We start from the raw sequence: 21,393 nt of genomic DNA, 5'->3' as shown, positions 1-21,393 counted from the left end.
ATGCAGAAAATGGAAAATAACATTTCAAACTCTGAACTAAATCGTCTCATTCCTCCTGAAATAAAAAATGATGAATTCTACCGGATCATCCAAAAACTAGCAAGAGAAGAAGATATTAAAACTGTTTTAGAAATAGGTTCATCTTCTGGACAAGGTAGCACAGAAGCTTTTGTTACAGGTTTGCGGGAAAACCCCTATCAGCCAACCCTCTTCTGCATGGAGGTTTCAAAGGTGCGGTTTGCTGAACTTCAACATACTTATCGAAACGATAGTTTCGTTCATTGCTATAATGTTTCATCCGTTTCTATACAACAGTTCGCTAGTGAAGACGAAGTTATTAAATTTTACAAAAACAATCAAACAAATCTCAACTACTATCCCCTAGATCAGGTTTTAGGATGGCTGTGCCAAGATCTTGAATACGTAAAAAAATCAGGAGTTTTAGTAAATGGTATTAAGGAAATTAAAAAACAAAATGATATAGATATTTTTGATGCTGTATTAATTGACGGTTCAGAATTTACCGGAAGTGCTGAATTAGAAGAAACTTATGGAGCGAAAATAATTATTCTTGATGACATTAATACTTTCAAAAACTACCGGAATCATAACAAACTACTGACCGATCCTAATTATGCCCTAGTGGCTAGGAATTATTTCATTAGGAATGGGTATGCCATATTTAAAAAAAATACTTTTATTTCTGTCAGCAAATCACCCACCCAGTCCCCTGTTAAGTCTGATGTTAACTATACTCACGAGCCAACAATTGTATCTTTTAAGTTTGACTCAGAAAAATTAGAACAACAATTGGTTAAAAATATTCTGCGCCCTGGTATGGTGGTTTTTGATGTTGGAGCGAACATCGGTGACTATTCAATCTTATTTAGCCTGCTAGTTGGAAATTGCGGAAAAGTCTATTCATTTGAACCGACGGGTAACATTTTCATACAACTACAAGAACGAGTCAAAAAATATGGATGCCAGAATATATTTTTATTTCAAAATGCAATTTTCTCTCAAAATCAACTGATTGAATTTAATCAGTTTCCCGATGAATACTCTGTCTGGAATAGTATCGGAAAACCTCAAATGTTGAATCCAGAGAATCAAAATCAATATGTTCCTATCGTTAAAACAGAAATGATAGAAGCTATGACTATTGACTCTTTTTGTCAACAATACCAAATTGAGTTTATAGATTACCTAAAGCTGGATGTTGAAGGAGCTGAAACCGATGCTTTGCAAGGCTCGATAGGACTTTTAACAAAAAAAGCTATTCGGTTCATTCAGTTTGAAATATCTCAAAAGATGCTTGAAGGCTTAAATCGACAAGCCAAAGAAACATTTGACCTACTGATTAATATAGGTTACGAATGCAATCGGATCGATGACAACGGTAATATAGGAGAACAAGTTGTAGAATCTACATCTTTTTATGAAAATTATATTGCTTTTCCAGCGCTACCGATTAACTTTTTTACTATTGTTCTCAACGGTGAACCATTCATAAAATATCACATAGAAGTCTTCAAAAAACTACCATTTCAATGGCATTGGCACATAATTGAAGGCGTTGCAGATTTGAAACATGATACAGCGTGGTCTTTGCGAAATGGCGGACGCATTACTGACGAAATTCACTCCAAGGGACGCAGCAATGACGGCACATCAGAATACCTAGACGAATTGGCACAGCTATATCCAGAAAATGTCACGGTTTATCGTAAACCGGAAGGTATTTTCTGGGAAGGCAAACGTGAAATGATTAATGCACCATTGGAAAATATTAATCACGAATGTTTGCTATGGCAAGTAGATGTGGATGAATTGTGGACTGTCGAGCAAATCTGCACAGCGCGACAGATGTTCATCTATAATCCTGAAAAAACAGCGGCTTTCTATTGGTGCTGGTATTTTGTCGGAGAAAAGCTGGTGATTAGCAGTCGCAATTGTTACGCTCAGAATCCAGCACAAGAATGGTTGCGAACCTGGAGGTTTAAACCTGGCTGTGTCTGGGTAGCTCACGAACCTCCAAGATTGGCTGAACCTTTATCCGATGGCGAATTTAGGGATGTTGCAGCAGTAAATCCTTTTGTGCATGAGGAGACAGAAACGCGGGGTTTGGTATTTCAACACTTTGCCTACGCGATCGCAAAACAGTTGCAATTTAAAGAGCTATATTATGGCTATGCAAATGCAGTTTCAGAATGGAGCTTATTGCAAGCTCAGACTAAATTTCCTCTGCGCCTGAACCAATATTTTTCATGGGTTCAAGATGGCACGATGGTTGATACCGCTAATTCCTGTGGTGTCACACCCATAGCGAAAAGAGAAAAAAATACTGATATATGGGAGTTTTTGTCCCCCGATGAATCCCCAAATCAAACCGCAATAACTAATCCCATAGCCACTCCAAAGATCGTGATTGATGGCGTGTTTTTCCAGCTTTACAGAACAGGAATTGCTCGTGTCTGGCACTCGTTGCTAGAAGAATGGGTAAAAGATGATTTTTCTCAACATATTATCATTCTTGATAGGGCGGGAACCGCTCCAAAAATTGCGGGGATTAGATACCTTACTATTCCAGCTTACAATTACGATACAACCGACGCTGACCGGGAAATGCTACAGCAAGTATGCGATGAAACAGGCGCTGACTTATTTATCTCTACTTACTACACAACACCCCTATCAACTCCGTCTGTATTCATGGCTTATGACATGATTCCAGAAGTATTACGGGCCAATTTGAATGAACCAATGTGGAGGGAAAAGCATCATGCTATTAGCCATGCTTCTGGATATATTTCAATTTCAAAAAATACAGCGCGGGACTTGACAAAATTTTTCCCAGAAATTCCCCTAGAATCTGTAACGGTAGCTCATTGTGGAGTAGACAATCTTTTCGTGCCAGCGAGTCAAGAAGAAATTAATAGTTTTAAAACAAAATACGGCATCTCAAAACCCTACTTTATTTCAGTCGGAGGTGGGTCTGATTATAAAAATACTATCTTGTTTTTTCAGGCTTTTGGAAAACTTGCCAGTAAACAAGGATTTGAGATTGTTTGTACAGGGACTGGAATTCTATTAGAAGAAGAGTTGAGAAATTATACTTTGGGAAGTGTTGTGCATAAGCTACACGTCAGCGATGACGAATTGAGATTAGCTTATGCCGGTGCTGTAGCTCTGATTTATCCGTCAAAGTATGAAGGTTTTGGGATGCCTGTGTTAGAGGCAATGTCCTGCGGTTGTCCAGTCATCACTTGTCCCAATGCCTCTATACCTGAAGTTGCGGGGGAAGCAGCTTTATATGTGAATGATGAGGATGTTGAGGGTTTAGCCGATGCACTTTGTGAGGTACAAAAACCGAAAATTCGCAATTCATTGATTGCGGCTGGTTTGCAACGGGCGCAAAATTTTTCTTGGTCAAAAATGGCGCAAACTATGAGCGCTGCATTGATTAATGGGACTCTCTTACCTTTGAATTTGAGAGATATTAATTTGATCGTTTTCCCAGATTGGTCGCAACCAGAAGAGTCTTTGGGTTTAGAATTAGAAGGAGTTGTCAGGGCGATCGCAACTCACCCAGACAAAAGTAACATAACTCTTTTGGTAGACACGAGCAATATTTCTGATGAAGATGCTAATCTCGCTTTATCTAGCGTAGCGATGAACCTTTTAATGGAAGAAGATTTAGATGTTTCCGATGGGCCGGAAATTTCCCTGATTGGACAGTTGAGTAAAATTCAGTGGGAAGCGCTCATGCTTCACATTCACGGTAGAGTTGTATTGGAACAGGATAACAAAGAAGCGATCGCAGGATTAGGAGCAGAAGAAATCCCATTGTACTCGCTAGATAGTTTGACAAATATGCACTATTGGCAGTCAGGAGTAACATAACTTGTATAGTTGCAACTATTATGAACAGCTATATGTCAACAGAAAAATATACTCGGAAGTTTATGTTAGACAAACCAATATTTTTTTATTGCACTGAAAATGAATTTTCCCATTTGAGTATATGTTTAGCTGAAGGGTTCAAGGAACTGGGAATACCATTTTATTCAAATATAAACCATTGGCAGATATCACCCGATAGAGAAAAATATCTTTTCTGTTATGACCCAATGGTGACTTATAAGGACTGCTCTGTTGTCATACTGGACTTTAGAGTGGTGTTCAACTCGATCCCCGTACCACTGCCTGAAAATCTATTTCACTCAGCACGAAAATATGTCACTGTCTATCTAGATGATATGGATGGTTTTACAGTTTGGAATCCACAATTAAATAACTTTGACTTCAGGTTGAGAACTCATTGCAATACAAAGTCTGAATATCCTTCAAACTGTATACCGTGGGTTTTTGGGCTTTCTAACCGCATTCTCCAAGAGACCAGAGAAATCCCCAAAAAATCGAAAAAAAAAAAATACGCTTACTCGTCAATTTCCGAGTTAACCAAGATGAGTTGATATATTCTAACGGTTGGTTGAGAGTTCCCCAGGGATATATCAGAATTGACAATGGGTCAATGATACTTGACCGCCCTCTGAGGAAGATTGTTTGGGAACATTTTTTCCCACTAATTCAAAATATTTTACCCCTAGATGATACGGTTGATAATTTTGATCAAACTCCCTCAGACAGCTACCATTACTTGCAATGGAAGCAAACAGGTCAACGTCACAATCCCAGTTACTACCAACGTTTGAAAGAATCGGCTGCTTGTGCTAGCTTTGGGGGTTCTGTTACCTCAAGCTATTTCACAGGAGAACCAATTGTAGAATGGTGGGACAGTTGGCGCTTTTGGGAGTCATTGGCGGCTGGGTGCGTAACGTTTCACGTAGATTTCGATAAGTATGGAGTAAAACTGCCAGTAATGCCCGAAAACTGGCGGCACTATATAGGAATCGATTTAGACAATATGCAGGATACTGTCGATCGCATTGCTGACGATCCAGGGAGGTTAGAGAAAATCTCTATAGAAGGTCGGCATTGGGCTATTGACAATTACGGGCCAGTTCCTACAGCTTTGCGGTTTCTTGAAATGCTAGGTTATTACACCCCACCAATGGAGAAATGCCAGGAACATGAATACGAGGTGGCGATGGATTCACTGTTGCTTCAGTTGAGAGAAATTACCTTGATTGTTTTCCCCGATTGGTCGCAGCCAGAAGAGTCTTTGGGTTTAGAATTAGAAGGAGTTGTCAGGGCGATCGCAACTCACCCAGACAAAAGTAACATAACTCTTTTGGTAGACACGAGCAATATTTCTGATGAAGATGCTAATCTCGCTTTATCTAGCGTGGTGATGAACCTTTTAATGGAAGAAGATTTAGATGTTTCCGATGGGCCGGAAATTTCCCTGATTGGACAGTTGAGTAAAATTCAGTGGGAAGCTTTGATACCTCGACTTCACAGTCGGATTGTCTTGGAGAATGAGAACACAGAGGCGATCGCACAAGCTAAATGCGAGAACATTTCCTCCTTTGAACTAGACCGTTTTATACAGGAGACTAACTGATGAATGTAGCGAGTTTCTGTGTATAGCAACTCGCTGCACGCACTACTCATGGGGAGTAGCACCATCAATGATTTTTGTCAACATATATCTGCCACATTTGCTCGTAAGCTTTTTCCATCTCTCGCGTAAATTGCTTGCCATTCCACAGCGGAGCAGTTTGTCGTGACTGCCGCAATTTCCAAGATATTTGCTGCCGCAAAACAGCATCTTTTCCTAAACGAATCCCCCATTCTACATACTCTTCGTCAGTCCAAGCAATCCCTTCTGAAATACCTGCATTCATCATCATCGTGTAGCTGTTGCGCGCAGCAAACTGCTCTCCAACGCGCGTTACTATCGGAACGCCCATCCACAGCGTTTCCATAGTTGTTGTAGCTCCGTTGTAGGGGTAAGTATCGAGTACCACATCTGCAATGCCCAAATTAGCTCGGTGTTCTGCCTCCGCTCCTGCCATTGGTAAAAATCGCAGCCTGTCGCCCTCCACCCCCTCTGATTCTGCAATTTCGACAAAAAACTTTTTGATTGATTGTTGATCCGCCAAACCTTTAATTAAGAAATAGCTATTCGGTACAGCTTTAATAATTTGCATTTGCAGCCGTGCTGTATTCGGGTGATACTTATATCCCCTCTGAGCGCTAAGATAAATCACAGCATCACTGCCGATGTCTAAACTATCGCGCCGTAAAGTTGGCGCCCCAACTTCAAAACCATCGACTGCTATGTAAGTTTGAGGCAAACGCCAAATTTTTTCCGTATAGTATTCCTGAGCTGATTCTGGTAAAACATAAGGATCGGCAATATAGTAATCAATAGTTGGCACGCTAGACGCATCCCAACCCAGCCAAGTCACTTGAATTGGTGCTGGTTTGATAGCCATAGTTTCACAAGTATCACTCAGCGTCATACTATCGAGATCGACTAAAATATCAATTTCATCTTCGTAAATTTTCTCAGCAGCTTCGTGACTATCTAATCCTAATTTATAAGCTTTATCAACTTTGCTAATGTACCAATCTTCTAACTTGTCGCGGTTCATTTCAGAGCCAAGCAGGTAAGCATTTAATTCAAAGCGAGATGGATCGCGGTACTCAAACACCCACCTGGCCAACCACCCCACAGAATGGCTGCGTAAACAATGAGAAATATATCCAATCTTCAAACGTTTACCAGGAGGATCTACCTGGAGAAGGGGCGATCGCCGCTGGCGACATTTCTCCACTTTCTCCTTTGCATAATTTTCAACATTTAACTGAGCAAGCTGAGCTATTTGACTGCGAATTTGTATATTTTCCCGTGGGAGATCCTGAAAGTATGGCAAAAAAAACACAGAAATAAATAAACGAACAGTTGCAGCCTGAGCCAGGGATGTCGGTTGCTCTTCTATCAAAGACGCTAACAGGGATTTCTGCGTTTCCAAGGCTAAACAAAATTCATCCCAATAGCCACCAGCTCCCATCAAACTGCGTACAAGCAAGAAATTAGCATAAACTTTATTTGCTAAGCCTTCCATAACTGAATAGCACAACTTAGCAGTTTCTATTCCTTTAGAGTGCTCGCTAATATCTTGATAAAAAGAAGACAAAGTACCCAATAATTCTGGATTTAGAGGCTCCACACGCAATGCTAATTCAGTAAATCGTGCTGCCAACTCAACTTGCTTTGCAGAGTAGGAAATCTTATAAACAAATGGTATTAAAATACTAAAAAAAGTTAGGGGCTCTTTGACGTAGGCTATACTAGCATCCGTCAACTCAAAGGATGATGGATGGAAAGGAGCCCGGTCTAAAACATTCTTCAACACTTGCATCAATAGCTCAAAGTCTACCGTGTTCGATTCTTCTGACTTGAGCAGCTCAATGACGCCTGTATCTGCCAATTCCTCTCCGGTATATACCTCCAGCATGGTGGACAGCCCGATCGAATGCAGCAGGTTGTTGATATCTGTAGGATTAATTTCCCTGATATGCTGCCGAATTGCCCAAGCCACCGCATAGTCACCCAGATCCCGCTGTCTATCTGCCTCTGTTTGCAGAACCTGTATTAGTTCCTCAGTCCACCGATCTATTTCTTCAGGCTCTCCCTCCGCCACTCCCAACAGCCAAGTAGTCTGAGCTTCTACCTCTTGTCCCTGCAACATCAACATCAACCCTAACTGCCAGTAATTAGACTTAATGCCAGGTTCGTCTTCAATTGCCTGTTCGTAAAGCTTTGCAGCCTGAACGTAATCTCTTTTCAGCAAAAATTGATCGGTTTCTTGCTGCCAATCAGATCCTAAAGCCGGTAAATCACTAGAAACCATATATCAAAATGTTCAAAACAGTTTTTATATAAAAAATTAGAGCAGGTAGCACCCAGAGTCCTACCCGCCCCCCTTAACAAGCCATGCTGGTTATGTTCAGCAATTACTTGGTAACAACTATCATGCCTGATCCACAACTGACTTCAGTCGAACTAGTAAATACAGCGGCAGTAGGAGCACCAAAACCACTCGTCTCACAAAGTACGCTCTGCGTGGTTTTTGCCTCGCCTGCATCAACCAATCCTACTCCCCCTGCATATCCTTTGAGAGTATTAGAAATGGGGGTTGCCAGGGCGCTAGCCGAGCCTGTCGTACCTGTTACAGAGTATTGATAGTTAGTAGTTTGAGTTTTGAGACCCAGACCCAAAATGGCAACATTACTCCCAAAGCTTGGATTCTCTGCGTAGTAAGCCTGCTGACCCTTGTTTATCGAGGCGACATACTGCTTGGCTTCTGATTGCTTGGCTTTGTTAGCTTGGCTGAGGAACGCGGGCAAAGCGATAGCAGAAAGAATACCGATGATGATGATAACAACTAGCAGTTCAATCAGGGTGAAACCTTGATCCTGTCTTCTTTTGTTGATGTGTTGCAGGAACTTGGCTTTAAATTCAGTCTTCATAATTTGTTTCTCCTTGAGGGGGTGGAATGCTCGATTTCTAACTCTTATATGTAACTTACCCAGTTTCCCCGGCTTTGCTATCATCCCGTCCAATTTTTTTTTATGTCTGGTGGCTAACGCTCCAAAAGCACGTACAGAAGGACTTCCAGCCAACTCAACAGTTCCTTGAGTTGATCGAAGGCTGTCTCCAGGGCTGCGGGTTCTAGATTAACAGCAGACTTGGCTCGGCTCTGCAACCACTTTTCCGCTAGCGACACCGCAGACTGCAGCCCATCCCACAGAGGTAACAAGCAAGCTGCGATTCTACTATCGATCGCCACTGGCCCTAGAGTTGCCACAGTAATATAACAACTAATCTCAAACGGCATATCACTGGCAATGCAATTACTCAAGTCTTCCCTCGCCTCGGAAGTCCTGAGTTGAGGATGCAAGTGCACCCGCGCCGACTGCCAGTCAGCCTCCGTCCATTCTGCAACGGGGACAAAAGCCTGAGTTCCGGGATTTCCGCACCAGAAATCAAACAGCCGATGCTGGGGATGTAGCAGTTCAAATAAATGCAGCCGCTCTTCCACAGAAGTTTCTGGCAGACTCATCGCCAAAAACGGAGGCAAATCATCTCGATCTTTGAACAAATCCATCAACTCCCAGCGGCGCCATGCGACCATGCTGATAAACTCTAGATCGGCGGCTCTCAAAAGTGCAAACAGTTGAGCACGCTACAGCCTTTGTCACCCAGCAATAAATAGTTTGACAGAATCCACCCCTCATCCTTTGCGCGATCGGCATTCCAACTTACTGCTTTGATCCATATTTCATCTTGCAGCGCTTCCATAGTCTCCCGGACTATTTCAATCTCCAACTCGCCTGGGGTGCCATTCATTAATCCCATTGTTTTGAAAGCAGCTTGAGCGCGAAATACTCCCGCTCTACCAATGGAACTGTGCAGGTTAGTCCGAATAATGCCATCTGGTTTGAGAACCGATTTCATTGCCTGCATTCCTGCAACTGCATCGGCCAATAAATAAAGCACTTCGTCAGCATTAATGTAGTCGAAGTGCAAACCTAAACTGGGTAATTCTTCTATTTTTATCGCATAAAATTCAGCATTCTCAAAGCCGTGATATTGCAAACGGTGGCGGGCTAACTAAACAGATTCTTCTGATAAATCAATTCCCACAATTTTAGCTCCCGGATTAGCTGTAGCCAAAACTAAGGATTTGTAGCCGCTACCGCATCCAGAATCAGTTTGCCTTCAGTATTGACAACTTTCCGATTTCTGAAGTAGTAAGCAGTTACAAGGTTGTGAAGGTAAAGCAACTCATACTCATACTCAGGAGATTTTTCGATAGGAATTCTGGGAAAAGGGGCATAGTCAAATTGCTGGGGAATTTGGTCTATTAAATCAGATTCTTGATTTTCCATTATGAATTACTCTTGATGCTGTTAAAATGCTGTGACACTTCCTATTATAAAATGGAAAGGCATTTCATCCAACCGATCGCCCAACCAGCCCCTTTCATGAACACCAACATCAGCCCCATCCTCAAAGTATTCTCCCTCTCCGCCACCCTCTCCCTTGCCATCAAGTACGCAGGCCCCACCTTATCCATACCCTCAACCGACCTCAACGCCCTCATCGCCGTCTTTTCTCCCAGTATCATCCTAGCTGCCATCCTCGGCTGGCGATCGCGCCAACAGCCAAGATAAGGGATGGAGGGCGATCGCGCCCAAACACGAGTTAAATTAAACCAGGGGCGATCGAACATTCACAGCACAACCCCTCCATGCCCAGCAATATAGATGAGACAGACAATCACATGGATCTAGCCACCTTAAATCTGAAACCCTTAAATTTGCTGATTTTTCCTGATTGGGACCAACCCGAAGAATCTCTTTATTTAGAGTTAGAACTAATTATTAGGAGTCTGGTAAGTCATCCGGAGCGCGATTTCCTCACTCTTTTAATAGATGTGAGCGAAACTTTAGAAAAATCCGAGTTAGATGCCAGTTTTATAGTCTCAGGGATTGTGATGAATCTTTTGATGGAAGAAGATTTAGAGATTAACGGAGAACCGGAAATTATTTTATTGGAAAACCTCAATCGTAGCCAGTGGAGCGATATTTTGCCACAGATTCAATATCGAATTAAGCTGAATGTGGAAAATCACCAAGCAATAGCAGAATCTGGAACCGCACAAATTCCCGTAATGGAACAGGGACAACTTAGCGATATAACCCTTGACTCCCAAGCATTAATATTGAGAGAATTTGGCAACAAACTCTACATTCAAGGAAGATACGAAGCCGCCATTAAGCACTATCAAAGGTTTTTAGTATCCCAGACAGGAGATATAGAACTGTATGGTAACTTAAGCGAGTGTTTAAGAAACCTCAACAGAATCGAAGAAGCGATCGCGATTCTTGACTCAGGCATCTACCATTATCCGACAGCAGGACAACTGCACTTTCAACTTATCAAAATTTTTCAGCAAAACGGACGCACTCAAGAAGCTATATCAAGTGCAGTAAAAGCAACGCAAATACTGCCCAATGAATATGTTTTTAAACTTTTCAAACACTTAACATTGCCGATTGTTTATAATACATCCGATGAAATACAATTTTACAAGAAAAGATTTGTTCAACAATTAAACAACTTAATTCAGCAAACATCCCTAAAAACTCCAGAAGATAAAATTAATGCTTTGCGGGGTTTTAGTAGTTTCACTAATTTTTACCTAGCATATCAGGCTCACAATGTTGTGGAATCGCAATCAAAGTATGCTAATTTAGTACATCAAGTTATGACAGCCAACTATCCGCAGTGGGTGCAACCGCAATCAATGCCTCCACTGCTGGAAAATGGCAAAATTAGAGTCGGTTATATTTCGAGTTACTTGCATTCTTACAGCGGCACTTTGTGGTTGACTGGCTGGTTGCGTTATTGCAACCACGAACAATTTGAAATTTACTGTTACTATACGGGGAACGATCCCGATCTAATTACAGAACAATTTCGCCAATACAGCGATAAATTTCGCCACATTCCTCACAACCTAGAAGGCGTATGCCAACAAATTATTGATGATAAATTGCATATTCTTGTCTTCCCGGAAATTGGCATGGACGCACCAACTATACAAATAGCAGCTTTGCGCCTTGCCTCCGTGCAATGTTCGGCGTGGGGGCATCCTGTCACCTCGGGTTTACCGACGATTGATTATTTTATTTCTAGTGAATTGATGGAACCAGAAAATGCACAATTGCACTACTCAGAAACCTTAATTAAGTTGCCGAATATTGGCGTTGCTTACCCCAAACCGATTGTTGGTGAATTAACCCACAGTCGCTCAGATTTTGACCTCCGAGAAGATGCAGTAATTTATTTATGCTGCCAAGCCCCTTTCAAATACTTACCACAATATGATTTTATTTTAGCAGAAATTGCCCGCCGCGTTCCGCAAGCTCAGTTTATTTTTCCGCGCGGCGAATTGCTGCGGGAACGGTTAAAGCGTGCTTTTGCTGCTGTGAATCTCGACAGTGAAGATTACTGTCTGTTCCGAACTATTCCAACTCGGCAAGATTACATAGCACTTAACTTTCTCTCTGATGTTTTTTTAGATACTTTTACTTGGTCGGGGGGGAATACGTCTTTGGAGGCGATCGCTTGCAATTTACCCATAGTAACTTGTCCGGGAGAATTTATGCGGGGACTTCATGCTTATAGCTTTCTCAAAAGGCTGGGAGTAACAGACACAATCGCCAAAAATGAAGAAGAATATATTCAAATAGCTGTCAAGTTGGGTATAGATTCAAAGTGGCGCCGAGACATTGCACAACGCATGAGTCAACGACAAGGTGATCTGTTTGACGATAAAGTTTGCGTGACAGCTTTAGAGACTTTTTATCAAGAAGTTGTTCGAGAAAGACTTGAAGGTAACAAGAATTCTATAGGTTAGGGCGATCGCGCCAACAGCAGCAGTAGAGAGGCTATCAAAAAGTGCGATCAATCTACACTAGGTCTAAAGACTGTGTTTTTGCCAAAATATTAATTCCCCGTACAGCTTATCAAAACCCAAGTTGAGCCATTCACCATGATTCAAATCATACCTGAATTAGTAACATTCGATGAATTCATTGACTGGTATCCAGAAAAATCAGAACACCGCTACGAACTGCACAATGGAGAAATTATTGAAATACCAAAAGCAACAGATAAACATTCTAAAGTGGCCGATTTTGCCGCACTGAAAGTCGGAATAGAGATTGAGCGTCTCAATTTGCCCTACTTCATCCCCAAAGAATGTGTCATCAAACCCATCAGCGAGGAATCTGGGTATGAGCCAGATATCATTGTACTTAACGAACAAACCATTTGCAACGAGCCGCGATGGGAGAAATCATCAATTATCACAATGGGTTCATTAATCCCCCTAATTGTCGAGGTAACTAGCACTAATTGGGGTGATGATTATGCCCTAAAGCTTGAGGCATATGAGTCAATGGGTATTCAAGAATATTGGATTATAGACTATCTAGGATTGGGCGGCAGACGATTTATTGGCAACCCCAAACAACCCACTTTTTCGATTTACCAACTAATTGACGGGGAATACCAAGTCAAACTGTTCAGAGGCGGCGAGGGTATTGAGTCCCCAACTTTCCCAGAATTGAAGCTGACAGCGCAGCAGGTGTTCGCCAAAGGGAATTGAGGAGGCTGCTTATACTGATGTCCCAGTAGGGGTATCCGATTAAAGATGCGATCGCGCCCATCTGCTGTATCTTGTATAGAGGCGATTCATCGCTTCTGGGCTGCTGAACAATTAACAAGCAGCCATTCCCAATACCGTATTCCTCAATCTAAAATCTAAAATCTAAAATCTAAAATCTAATGAAGCTAGGACAGTGGATGGGCTTATTAGCCCTCATCGCATCTTGTTACATCCTGTGGCAAATCAGGCAGGCCTTACTGCTGCTGTTTGCCGCCGTCGTCTTAGCCACAGCCTTAAACAGACTAGCACGCTACTTGCAAAAATTCGGACTCAAAAGATCGATCGCTGTACTCTTATCAGTTAGCTTCCTAATCCTGGTATTCGTAGGCTTATTCCTGATAATTGTACCGCCCTTTACCCAACAGTTTCAACAACTTACCCAAAGAGCCCCTCAAGGAATAGAAAGATTAAATCAGTGGATAGATCAATTTGAGGGTCGCTTTTCAGGACAATTGGGCCAGCGGCTACCCAATCTTGATGTTAACGACATCATGCAACAACTGCAACCTTTATTCAACCAACTCGTCGGCGGTGCAGGAGCTTTTGTCGGCAACACATTAGGCGTTATCCTCAGCTTTTTGCTCGTCATAGTTTTGACTTTGATGACATTAGCCGAACCTCTATCTTACCGCAAAGCATTCATCCAACTATTTCCCTCTTTTTATCGGCGACGAGTCGATGGAATCTTAGATGAATGCGAAATCGCTCTCGGTCGATGGGTAATCGGCGCTTTAATTAGCATGAGTGTCATCACTTTTCTGAGTTTAATTGGTTTGTCAGTATTGCAGGTTCCGCTAGCTCTAGCTCACGCTGTTTTAGCGGGCTTGCTGAATCTAATACCAAATATAGGGCCTGGTTTGAGCGTCATTCCCCCAATGACGATCGCACTTTTAGACTCTCCCTTAAAATCCGGTTTTGTGCTAATCCTCTACTTTCTAATTCAACAATTTGAAAGCAACCTTCTCACCCCCTACGTCATGGCACAGCAAGTATCATTGCTGCCAGCAGTAACATTAATAGCTCAAGTATTCTTCGCCACCTTCTTTGGATTTTTAGGCTTATTGCTAGCTCTCCCCCTCACCGTTGTAGCTCAAGTTTGGATTAGGGAAGCCCTCATTAAAGATATTCTAAACCAGTGGAGTGCCAGTCCTAAAACCTTAGCTGCAATCGATTCTGCTATCCATGAAAAGCATGAATATATAGGAGTCGTCGAAAGCCTGCAAGAAAAATATTTACCAGAACCGAAACCAGACATCCCCGATCACGCTGAAAATGAGGATACTGAAAATCAATAGTTAAGGTTCATAATGACTTCCGTTCTGATTTATTCTCAGTTATAGGACATAATGATTAACTAGAAACTTAGGAAAATTGTGGTACGAAATCCCCAAATAACTGTCTTCAAGCCTCGAATTTTTTACCGTATTTATGGCAGCGATAAGAATATGTTGAGCACTCAAATTCAACTGCCCAAATGTGGGTAACACAACCCTATCACTCCCCCGATACATACTGACTTGATACTAGCAGTCAACCAACTGGTAAACAGAAAAAGTAGGTTGTTTCGGATTGCCAATATAGCGTCTGCCACCAAATCCCAAATAGTCAGCAATCCAGTATTGAGAAATGCCGAAAGCTTCGTAATCAACCAATTTGTAGCCGTAATCATCCCACCAATTGGTACTGACAACTTCGACAATTAGCGGGACAGAACTACCCATTGTAATGATAGATTCCTTTTTCCATCTCGGTTCGCTGTCCCTCCCTTGCGTGTCCAAAACGATCGCATCCGGTTCGTAACCAGATAGCTCGTTATCAGCTTAGACCACGCAATTCTTTGGGGACGAAGTAGGGAAGTCCTAGTCGTCGGATTTCAAAGTTGAGCTCAGCGACTAGGAATCCAGCTAATTCTGAAGGTTCTCCGGTTGCTTTAGGCATCTCAACAATAGTTCCATTGTGCAGTTCGTAACGGTTTTCAGAATTTTCAGGATACCAGTCAATAAATTCATCGAAGGTGACTGGTTTTAATATCGGTTGAGTCAGGGCGAGCGCTCTTTATTTTATTTATAATATAATCCTGATCTCTGTTATAGCATTTTGCGGTGTTATCAAACCCAGGTCGATCGCAAAAACAGCATTCGCTCGATCGACATTCCATCAATCCAAAGTCAATCCAAAATCAAAATCAATCAATTCAAAATCTAAAATCTCAAATCCAAAATCTAAAATATATGAGATCTATCGACGAAATCAACGATAAAATCAGCCAGGGCAAAGCCACAGTCTGGACAATCGAAGAACTCAAAACTAGAGTTCAAGAAACCAGCATTACCCAAGCAGCCAAAGAAGTCGATGTGATTACCGCCGGCACCTTCGAGCCGATGGAATCCTCGGGTGCAATCATCAACCTCGGCCATACCGACCCGCCGATCAAAATCCGCCAATGTTGGCTGGACGGCGTTTTAGCCTACTCGGGCTTCGGGGCAGTAGACCTGTACCTGGGAGCCACCCAAGTAGCCGAAGACGGCGAAGAATCCCGCGAGCGGGGCGGCGGACACGTCATCGAAGATTTAATAGCAGGCAAACCCGTACAATTGCGCGCCCTCGGACAAGTAACAGACTGCTACCCCCGCGCTTCCTTTGAAACCACGATTACCCGCGATACAATCAACCAGTTTTATTTATTCAATCCCCGCAACGCATATCAAAACTTTATTGTTGGAGTCAACGGGGGCGATCGCCCGCTGTTCACCTACCTCGGCCCCCTGCAACCAAACCTCGGCAACGCCGTCTACTCGAACCTTGGAGCCATGTCTCCCCTGCTCAACGATCCCGACCTCGAAACCATCGGCATCGGCACCCGCATCTTTCTAGGAGGCGCTCAGGGCTACATCACCTGGGAAGGAACCCAGCACTTCCCGCTGCAAAAACGCCAGCCCAACCGCACCCCCATCGGCCCGGCGGCCACCCTCGCACTCATCGGCGACGCCAAACAGATGAACTCGAAATGGGTGCGCGGCTGCTACTTCAAAAACTACGGCCCATCCCTGATGCTGGGAGTCGGCATCCCGTTTCCAGTCTTAAACGAAACAGTGGTCGCCCACTGTGCAGTATCCGACAAAAAAATAGTAGCGCCGGTGGTAGATTTCTCTATCCCCCGGCGCGTTCGTCCCACCTTCGGTTTAGTCAGCTATGCTCAATTAAAGACTGGCCGCATCCTCATCGAGGGCAAACCAGTACGGGCCGCCCCCCTTGCGAGTATGTTTCTCTCCCGGCAAGTAGCATTGGAATTGAAGCAGCAAATTGAAGCGGGTCAATTTACCCTCACGGCCCCAGTTGCTCCCCTACCCACCGACAGAGTATTTCTCCCGCAAGATTTGTGGGGGGCCCAAGTGAGGCTGGAATAGACAGTCCCTGGACTAAAGTGACGGATTATAACTTTAATGAACCACAAGAGGATATTCAAAGATATTCGACACAGATAGCTCTGTTTACCTTGGCGGTGTCGATTTTTGACCACTTTGGAACTTTGACTGTGGGAGGGCAAGGCATTGGCATATTTCATCACATCATTCTCCATGATGCAACACCAGACTTTATATTATTCCAAGTCCGTTGATATGTTGTACAAGTCAGTACGCTTGCTGATCTAGTATCTTAAGTACGGGCGGATTCCTCTGTTCTCTTAATCATTCAACTTTGTCCAACACCCATAATAGAGCGCGAAAGCTAAAACTCAAGAGTGAGCAATGACATTTTTATGTCATTTATGCGTCCAGGAATGACATCGGAATGACATCGAGCGGGCCCTCGTCCCCGCTGGCGAGCCACCTCAAAGGGAGCGAAATCAAAGCGATCGAAATTAGATCGCTTCTGACCCAATTTTTCAGCTTATTCTACAGTCGGAGAAACTGGCCGACAGCCAGACAATATTGAGTGCAAATTGACGACGTTTCCGATGACTGCGATCGCAGGTGCTGCAAATCCGGCTGCCTCAACTTGCTCTACAATTGTACCCAAAGTTCCGATCAATTCTTCTTGTTCCGGCCGCGTTCCCCAGCGCACTAACGCTATGGGCGTTTCTGCACTCAATTCGGCTGCGGTCAACTGACCGATAATGTAAGGCAAATTGTGGATTCCCATGTATACTACAATGGTTTCGGAACCCCGGGCGATCGCCTGCCAATTTACCTCCGGTCGATATTTTCCCGCTGATTCGTGACCGGTGACAAAGGTGACAGATGAACTGTACGATCGGTGTGTTAAAGGAATTCCCGCATAAGCAGGGGCAGCAATCCCAGAAGTTACGCCGGGGACGACTTCTACTGACACTCCAGCTTTTACCAACTCTTCCATTTCTTCGCCGCCGCGGCCGAAGATAAACGGATCGCCGCCTTTGAGACGAACTACGATCGCATTATCTCCCGCTTTTTCTATCATTAACTGAGTTGTTTCATCTTGCATTAACGAGTGACGGCCTTTGCGTTTTCCGGCATCGATTCGTTCTGCTTGGGGGTTGATTGCTGCCAAAATTTGAGGGCTGACTAAAGCGTCGTAAATCACCACATCCGCGCACTCTAACAAAGCTTTTCCCTTCAAGGTCATCAAACCCGGATCTCCGGGCCCCGCACCTACTAAATACACTTTTCCTAAAGACATTTTTCTTTCTTCCTTTACCTCTTCTGCGCCTCTGCGGTTCATTTTTGAATTAAATCCCTAATTAAGTCTGCTAATTCTACACTTGGGCCTAGAGGATTTGCGAGATGAAGTTCCGCCGCAGGAAATTGCTGCTTTAGCTGTGCGACATTTTTGGCGATCGCATCTGTAATTCCTCCATTAAATAAGAAGTATGGCACAATCCCTATTTGCTGCTGTCCACCACGAACCAAACTCTCAATTTGCTCTGACAAACTCGGCTTTACCGACCAATACGCTGTTTGTACACCGAGTTTGCTGGCAATTTGCTCAACAATCGAGTTACCTCCGGGGCGACGGCTGCCGTGAGATAATAAAATCCATTTTGGCAATAGCAGATTGGGGAGAAAAGTCACCTCTTGCATCTGACTTTTTACCAATTGTGTTAAGCCTGCTTCCTGGGAACCTAAATGCGGGCGCAATTCAATTTTTAGCTTGTCACCAAAAGTTTTTTGGGCAATTTCCACCTCTGCCGGTATGTCTTCGGCGACGTGAACTCCCGGCAATAAAAATACAGGCAGGATTTGCAATTCTGTTAGGCCCAGCGACAGGGTACGTTCGCCAAAACTGCAAATTTGTTCGTGTAGCGGTGCGGGCCCGAGTTCTAAGGTGGCGGTTGCTACTGCGGGGAAGGAGTCAGCCAATTTTTGAGACAGCAGTTGAGCTAGGTTTTCCAAAGCTAGTTGAGGTCTGGGGTCGCGGCTGCCGTGAGAAACTAATAAATAGGTGGATGAGCGCAATTTCAATATGGATTTGATGTTAATGTTCTATCCGGATTTCAAATAATTATAACACCCTGGGGCGCGGGACTTAAAAATTACTCAATACAAAAGTTCGATATCCTAGGGCGCGCGGCTTAAAAATTACTCAACATTGGGCTTAAAGTTTCTAAGCCGCACACCTTACAAAAGAAGGTGCGCGGCTTAAAAATTACTTAACACTGGGCTTAAATCTTCACTCGCCACCCAGATTACACAAATCTCAAATTAAGCTTTGGGAGCGGGATCGGCAATGTATTGGAAAGTAGGTTCCGAGTTCCAAGGCCCCCGTTCATCCTTGCCATTTGTGGACAAGTTAAAGTAGAGATCCACAGTGGAATCCGGCGGAATATTGCCGAACATGGGATCGGTGAGTTTGCCCAGCGCTTCCAGAGCTTTCATGAACATTTGAGTGTGAGAAATTTCGCGAGTCAACAGAAACTGCAACGTCTTTTTCGTTCCCATATCCGGTGCTAGTTTAATCAACTCTTCGTAGGTTTGGCGAGCTCCTGCTTCCGCACCGATATTAGCACGCAAATCGCGCACCACATCTCCGCCTTCGTTGACATAAGCTGCCGTCCAAGCTTGACCTTGGCTGTCTAACAAGTGTGGGCCTACGCCGCGCACCGCAAACAAAGTGCTTTTGTAAGCTTCTGTTTGGTCAACGTTTTTGGTGTGTATTTCTATGAGTTGGCCCACCATTTCTAAGTGGCTGAATTCTTCTATTGCAATATCTTGGAGCATATCCTTAATCCCTGCATCTTCACAGTGAAAGGACTGCACCCAGTATTGCAGAGCTGCTGTCAGTTCTCCGGTTGCTCCGCCAAACTGTTCTAGCAGCAATTGGGCAAAACGGGGGTTGGGTTGGTCTACAGTCACCGCAGCCATTAATTGCTTTTTGTGAAAAAACATGGATTGATACCTCTCTTTAATTCTGTTGATACAGTCTCAGGATTGCAGACTTGTAGCTGTGTTCACCTTTCACAATCCATTGTGCGACAAGCGATCGCACCGAACCTCGGTCGCTAGTTACATCTAACGCGACAAATTTCTCTACTTTCAGGTAGAGTTTAAATATGAAATTTTACTTAGTGAGTCGGTAGACCAAATTACAATTTAGGAGCAAGATTATTGTCGCACTCGGTTAATTTTGCTGCCAGGGCATCGAGATGCCGCAGCCACTGAATGCCACCAACCCAATTGCGAGAGGGGAGGTGTCCGATTGGTGCTTGCTGACTAAATTTAATCTGTCCTAAAGTAGTAGCAGAATTGTAGGTTTGCCAGTTGACCAGATCGCAAAATCTGATATAGTCTCCCTTAACGCTTTCATAAATCTGCTTTTGGACGCTGAAACCAAACCGACCTTGACTGTAGCGCAACCAAAGGCGATCGAGTGTTTGCAAATCTTCGCAGGGGATCTGGTAAATTTGGCTAATTTCTAGCTGAGTTCCCGGTGGCTGGGAAAGAGATTGACACATCAAGCCCCAAGTTTCGCGATCGGCTTCTTTCCATTTTTTGTTACACAAAAAATCGCGCAGTTTGGTATAGTCAACTCCCCCTGCACAAATTAGGGCTTGATCGAGGTTTGAAGTAACAGATAAGGAAAAAGTTTCTGCGGAATTGGCGACGTATTTTGTCGGTAAAATGGGAGAATCAGAAGTTTGTAGCGCGCTGATATCGGTTGAGTTGTCGCTATTACCGAGAGCAGGAGCTATCGGCATTTTGGGCGAAAGCAAATTTTGATAACGAATATCTAAAGCTGCTTTGATATCTTGCAAAACTTCCATAGCAAAACTGTACCGCTGAGTGAGACGAGTTTGCAGCAATTTATCTAAAATTTCACCTAACTCCTCGCTAATACTCGTGGCTTTGGGGAGAAACTCGCGCCACCACCAGCGCTCGTGGTTGCAGTCGTACATATCCAAGGGAGGAACTTGCGTCATTAGGCGAATGCAAGTAACACCTAAACTGTAAAGGTCGCTAGCAGGAAATACTTTGCCGCGCATTTGTTCGGGAGCTACATAATCTTGACTGCCAATGAGCGTTGCTGGACGAAGCATGGCTGAATCAGTCAGCAGTTTGGCAATGCCGAAATCGATCAAGACGAGTTTGTTGTCCGATTGGCGGCGGATAATATTTTCGGGTTTGATGTCGCGGTGAATGACGCGCTTGTCGTGGATAAATTGCAGCACTGGCAATAAGTCTTGCAGCAGTTGCCAAATTTTCTCTTCATCGTATACACTCTTGTCTAATTCTTGTTTAAGAGTCGCTCCCTCGATAAACTCTTGAACTAAATAAATATGACCTTCTTGTTCAAATCCCGCTAATAATGTGGGGATTTGCGGGTGTTTTCCGAGTTCGTCTAAACGGAGGCCTTCTTGCCGAAATAATTCAACGGCTTTGTTGAAAATTTCGGGGTCGCGGTCGTAAAAATAAAATTGCTTGACTGCACAAAGGGGTAGAGATGGGATGTCTTCATCAATGGCTAGGAAAGTTTTACCAAATCCGCCTCTACCTAAAAGTTCAATCGGGCGATATCGCTGTCTCAGCAACAGGTTAAAGCCGCAGTTTAAGCAAAATTTTGCGGTGTTGGAGTTTTGAGGATTTTGACATTCAGGGTTGACACAGTAGCTCATATTGATTTTAGATTTTATATTGCCGACAAGACTTTTTTTTAAACGAACCGTGAAGACGCGAAGCTGCGCGAAGGAAGAGGGAAAAGA

General features: G+C 43.5%; 13 protein-coding genes and 3 pseudogenes. 7 read left to right on the top strand and 9 right to left on the bottom strand.

Going from position 1 to position 21,393, the window contains the following annotated elements; translation table 11 throughout:
• Positions 1–9: 9 nt before the first annotated feature.
• The gene (locus QUA27_RS04340; protein ID WP_333066575.1) at positions 10–3,903 is read left to right on the top strand and encodes an FkbM family methyltransferase; all 3,894 of its coding nucleotides are present in this window, start codon (positions 10–12) and stop codon (positions 3,901–3,903) included.
• A gap of 631 nt (positions 3,904–4,534) precedes the next feature.
• Entirely contained in the window at positions 4,535–5,527 is a 993-nt protein-coding gene (locus QUA27_RS04335) for a hypothetical protein (RefSeq protein WP_333066573.1), read from the top strand.
• Between the two features lie 64 nt (positions 5,528–5,591).
• Here QUA27_RS04335 and QUA27_RS04330 read toward each other — a convergent pair whose 3' ends face one another.
• The 3 genes and pseudogenes from QUA27_RS04330 to QUA27_RS04320 all read right to left on the bottom strand — a co-directional run bounded on the left by QUA27_RS04330 (position 5,592) and on the right by QUA27_RS04320 (position 9,867).
• On the bottom strand, positions 5,592–7,826 hold the full coding sequence (locus tag QUA27_RS04330; RefSeq protein WP_333066572.1) for an O-linked N-acetylglucosamine transferase, SPINDLY family protein: 2,235 nt from the start codon (positions 7,824–7,826) through the stop codon (positions 5,592–5,594).
• 103 nt (positions 7,827–7,929) lie between these two features.
• On the bottom strand, positions 7,930–8,445 hold the full coding sequence (locus tag QUA27_RS04325) for a type IV pilin-like G/H family protein (RefSeq protein WP_333066571.1): 516 nt from the start codon (positions 8,443–8,445) through the stop codon (positions 7,930–7,932).
• 113 nt (positions 8,446–8,558) lie between these two features.
• Positions 8,559–9,867: pseudogene (locus tag QUA27_RS04320) on the bottom strand (class I SAM-dependent methyltransferase).
• A 51-nt stretch (positions 9,868–9,918) separates the two neighbouring features.
• Between QUA27_RS04320 and QUA27_RS04315 the strand changes: the two are divergent.
• The 4 genes from QUA27_RS04315 to QUA27_RS04300 all read left to right on the top strand — a co-directional run bounded on the left by QUA27_RS04315 (position 9,919) and on the right by QUA27_RS04300 (position 14,512).
• Positions 9,919–10,152, top strand: a complete 234-nt coding sequence (locus QUA27_RS04315) for a hypothetical protein (protein ID WP_333066570.1) — start codon at positions 9,919–9,921, stop codon at positions 10,150–10,152.
• Positions 10,153–10,229: 77 nt separating this feature from the next.
• Complete coding sequence (locus tag QUA27_RS04310) at positions 10,230–12,404, top strand: O-linked N-acetylglucosamine transferase, SPINDLY family protein (RefSeq protein WP_333066568.1); 2,175 nt, start codon at positions 10,230–10,232, stop codon at positions 12,402–12,404.
• A gap of 135 nt (positions 12,405–12,539) precedes the next feature.
• Entirely contained in the window at positions 12,540–13,157 is a 618-nt protein-coding gene (locus QUA27_RS04305) for a Uma2 family endonuclease (protein ID WP_333066567.1), read from the top strand.
• A 179-nt stretch (positions 13,158–13,336) separates the two neighbouring features.
• A complete protein-coding gene (locus QUA27_RS04300) occupies positions 13,337–14,512 on the top strand; it encodes an AI-2E family transporter (protein WP_333066566.1) in 1,176 nt (391 codons plus the stop codon).
• 138 nt (positions 14,513–14,650) lie between these two features.
• Here the strand turns inward: QUA27_RS04300 and QUA27_RS27300 are convergent.
• Positions 14,651–15,260 (bottom strand): annotated as a pseudogene (locus tag QUA27_RS27300) (Uma2 family endonuclease); the annotation flags it as partial.
• A 188-nt stretch (positions 15,261–15,448) separates the two neighbouring features.
• On the opposite strand from QUA27_RS27300, the gene QUA27_RS04285 reads away from it, so the two are divergent.
• A complete protein-coding gene (locus QUA27_RS04285; RefSeq protein WP_333066563.1) occupies positions 15,449–16,624 on the top strand; it encodes a homocysteine biosynthesis protein in 1,176 nt (391 codons plus the stop codon).
• A 65-nt stretch (positions 16,625–16,689) separates the two neighbouring features.
• Here the strand turns inward: QUA27_RS04285 and QUA27_RS27295 are convergent.
• From QUA27_RS27295 to QUA27_RS04265, 5 genes and pseudogenes are all read right to left on the bottom strand, one after another.
• Positions 16,690–16,769, bottom strand: a pseudogene (locus QUA27_RS27295) (IS1 family transposase); the annotation flags it as partial.
• Positions 16,770–17,108: 339 nt separating this feature from the next.
• Positions 17,109–17,918 carry a uroporphyrinogen-III C-methyltransferase gene (cobA, locus tag QUA27_RS04280; protein ID WP_333066562.1) on the bottom strand — a complete coding sequence of 270 codons (810 nt, stop codon included), beginning with the start codon at positions 17,916–17,918 and terminating at the stop codon, positions 17,109–17,111.
• Positions 17,915–18,658, bottom strand: a complete 744-nt coding sequence (locus QUA27_RS04275; protein ID WP_333066561.1) for a sirohydrochlorin chelatase — start codon at positions 18,656–18,658, stop codon at positions 17,915–17,917. The genes cobA and QUA27_RS04275 overlap by 4 nt, the downstream gene beginning before the upstream one ends.
• 240 nt (positions 18,659–18,898) lie before the next feature.
• Positions 18,899–19,582 (bottom strand): manganese catalase family protein, encoded by a 684-nt coding sequence (locus QUA27_RS04270; protein WP_333066559.1) that lies wholly within the window; start codon positions 19,580–19,582, stop codon positions 18,899–18,901.
• Positions 19,583–19,779: 197 nt separating this feature from the next.
• Positions 19,780–21,306 (bottom strand): protein kinase domain-containing protein, encoded by a 1,527-nt coding sequence (locus tag QUA27_RS04265; RefSeq protein WP_333066557.1) that lies wholly within the window; start codon positions 21,304–21,306, stop codon positions 19,780–19,782.
• Between the last annotated feature and the right edge of the window lie 87 nt (positions 21,307–21,393).

Origin of the sequence: Microcoleus harperi Pol14_C6 (assembly GCF_036701295.1) — a bacterium.
Lineage (GTDB): Bacteria > Cyanobacteriota > Cyanobacteriia > Cyanobacteriales > Microcoleaceae > Microcoleus.
This window is presented reverse-complemented; position numbering and strand designations above follow the sequence as displayed.

Excerpts from the sequence above, each read along its gene's own strand:
- QUA27_RS04315 (WP_333066570.1), top strand. The coding sequence starts at position 9,919 with ATGGAAAGGCATTTCATCCAACCGATCGCCCAACCAGCCCCTTTCATG.
- QUA27_RS04340 (WP_333066575.1), top strand. The coding sequence starts at position 10 with ATGGAAAATAACATTTCAAACTCTGAACTAAATCGTCTCATTCCTCCT.
- QUA27_RS04265 (WP_333066557.1), bottom strand. The coding sequence starts at position 21,306 with ATGAGCTACTGTGTCAACCCTGAATGTCAAAATCCTCAAAACTCCAAC.
- QUA27_RS04285 (WP_333066563.1), top strand. The coding sequence starts at position 15,449 with ATGAGATCTATCGACGAAATCAACGATAAAATCAGCCAGGGCAAAGCC.
- cobA (WP_333066562.1), bottom strand. The coding sequence starts at position 17,918 with ATGAACCGCAGAGGCGCAGAAGAGGTAAAGGAAGAAAGAAAAATGTCT.
- QUA27_RS04325 (WP_333066571.1), bottom strand. The coding sequence starts at position 8,445 with ATGAAGACTGAATTTAAAGCCAAGTTCCTGCAACACATCAACAAAAGA.
- QUA27_RS04270 (WP_333066559.1), bottom strand. The coding sequence starts at position 19,582 with ATGTTTTTTCACAAAAAGCAATTAATGGCTGCGGTGACTGTAGACCAA.
- QUA27_RS04310 (WP_333066568.1), top strand. The coding sequence starts at position 10,230 with ATGCCCAGCAATATAGATGAGACAGACAATCACATGGATCTAGCCACC.
- QUA27_RS04335 (WP_333066573.1), top strand. The coding sequence starts at position 4,535 with ATGATACTTGACCGCCCTCTGAGGAAGATTGTTTGGGAACATTTTTTC.
- QUA27_RS04300 (WP_333066566.1), top strand. The coding sequence starts at position 13,337 with ATGAAGCTAGGACAGTGGATGGGCTTATTAGCCCTCATCGCATCTTGT.
- QUA27_RS04330 (WP_333066572.1), bottom strand. The coding sequence starts at position 7,826 with ATGGTTTCTAGTGATTTACCGGCTTTAGGATCTGATTGGCAGCAAGAA.
- QUA27_RS04305 (WP_333066567.1), top strand. The coding sequence starts at position 12,540 with ATGATTCAAATCATACCTGAATTAGTAACATTCGATGAATTCATTGAC.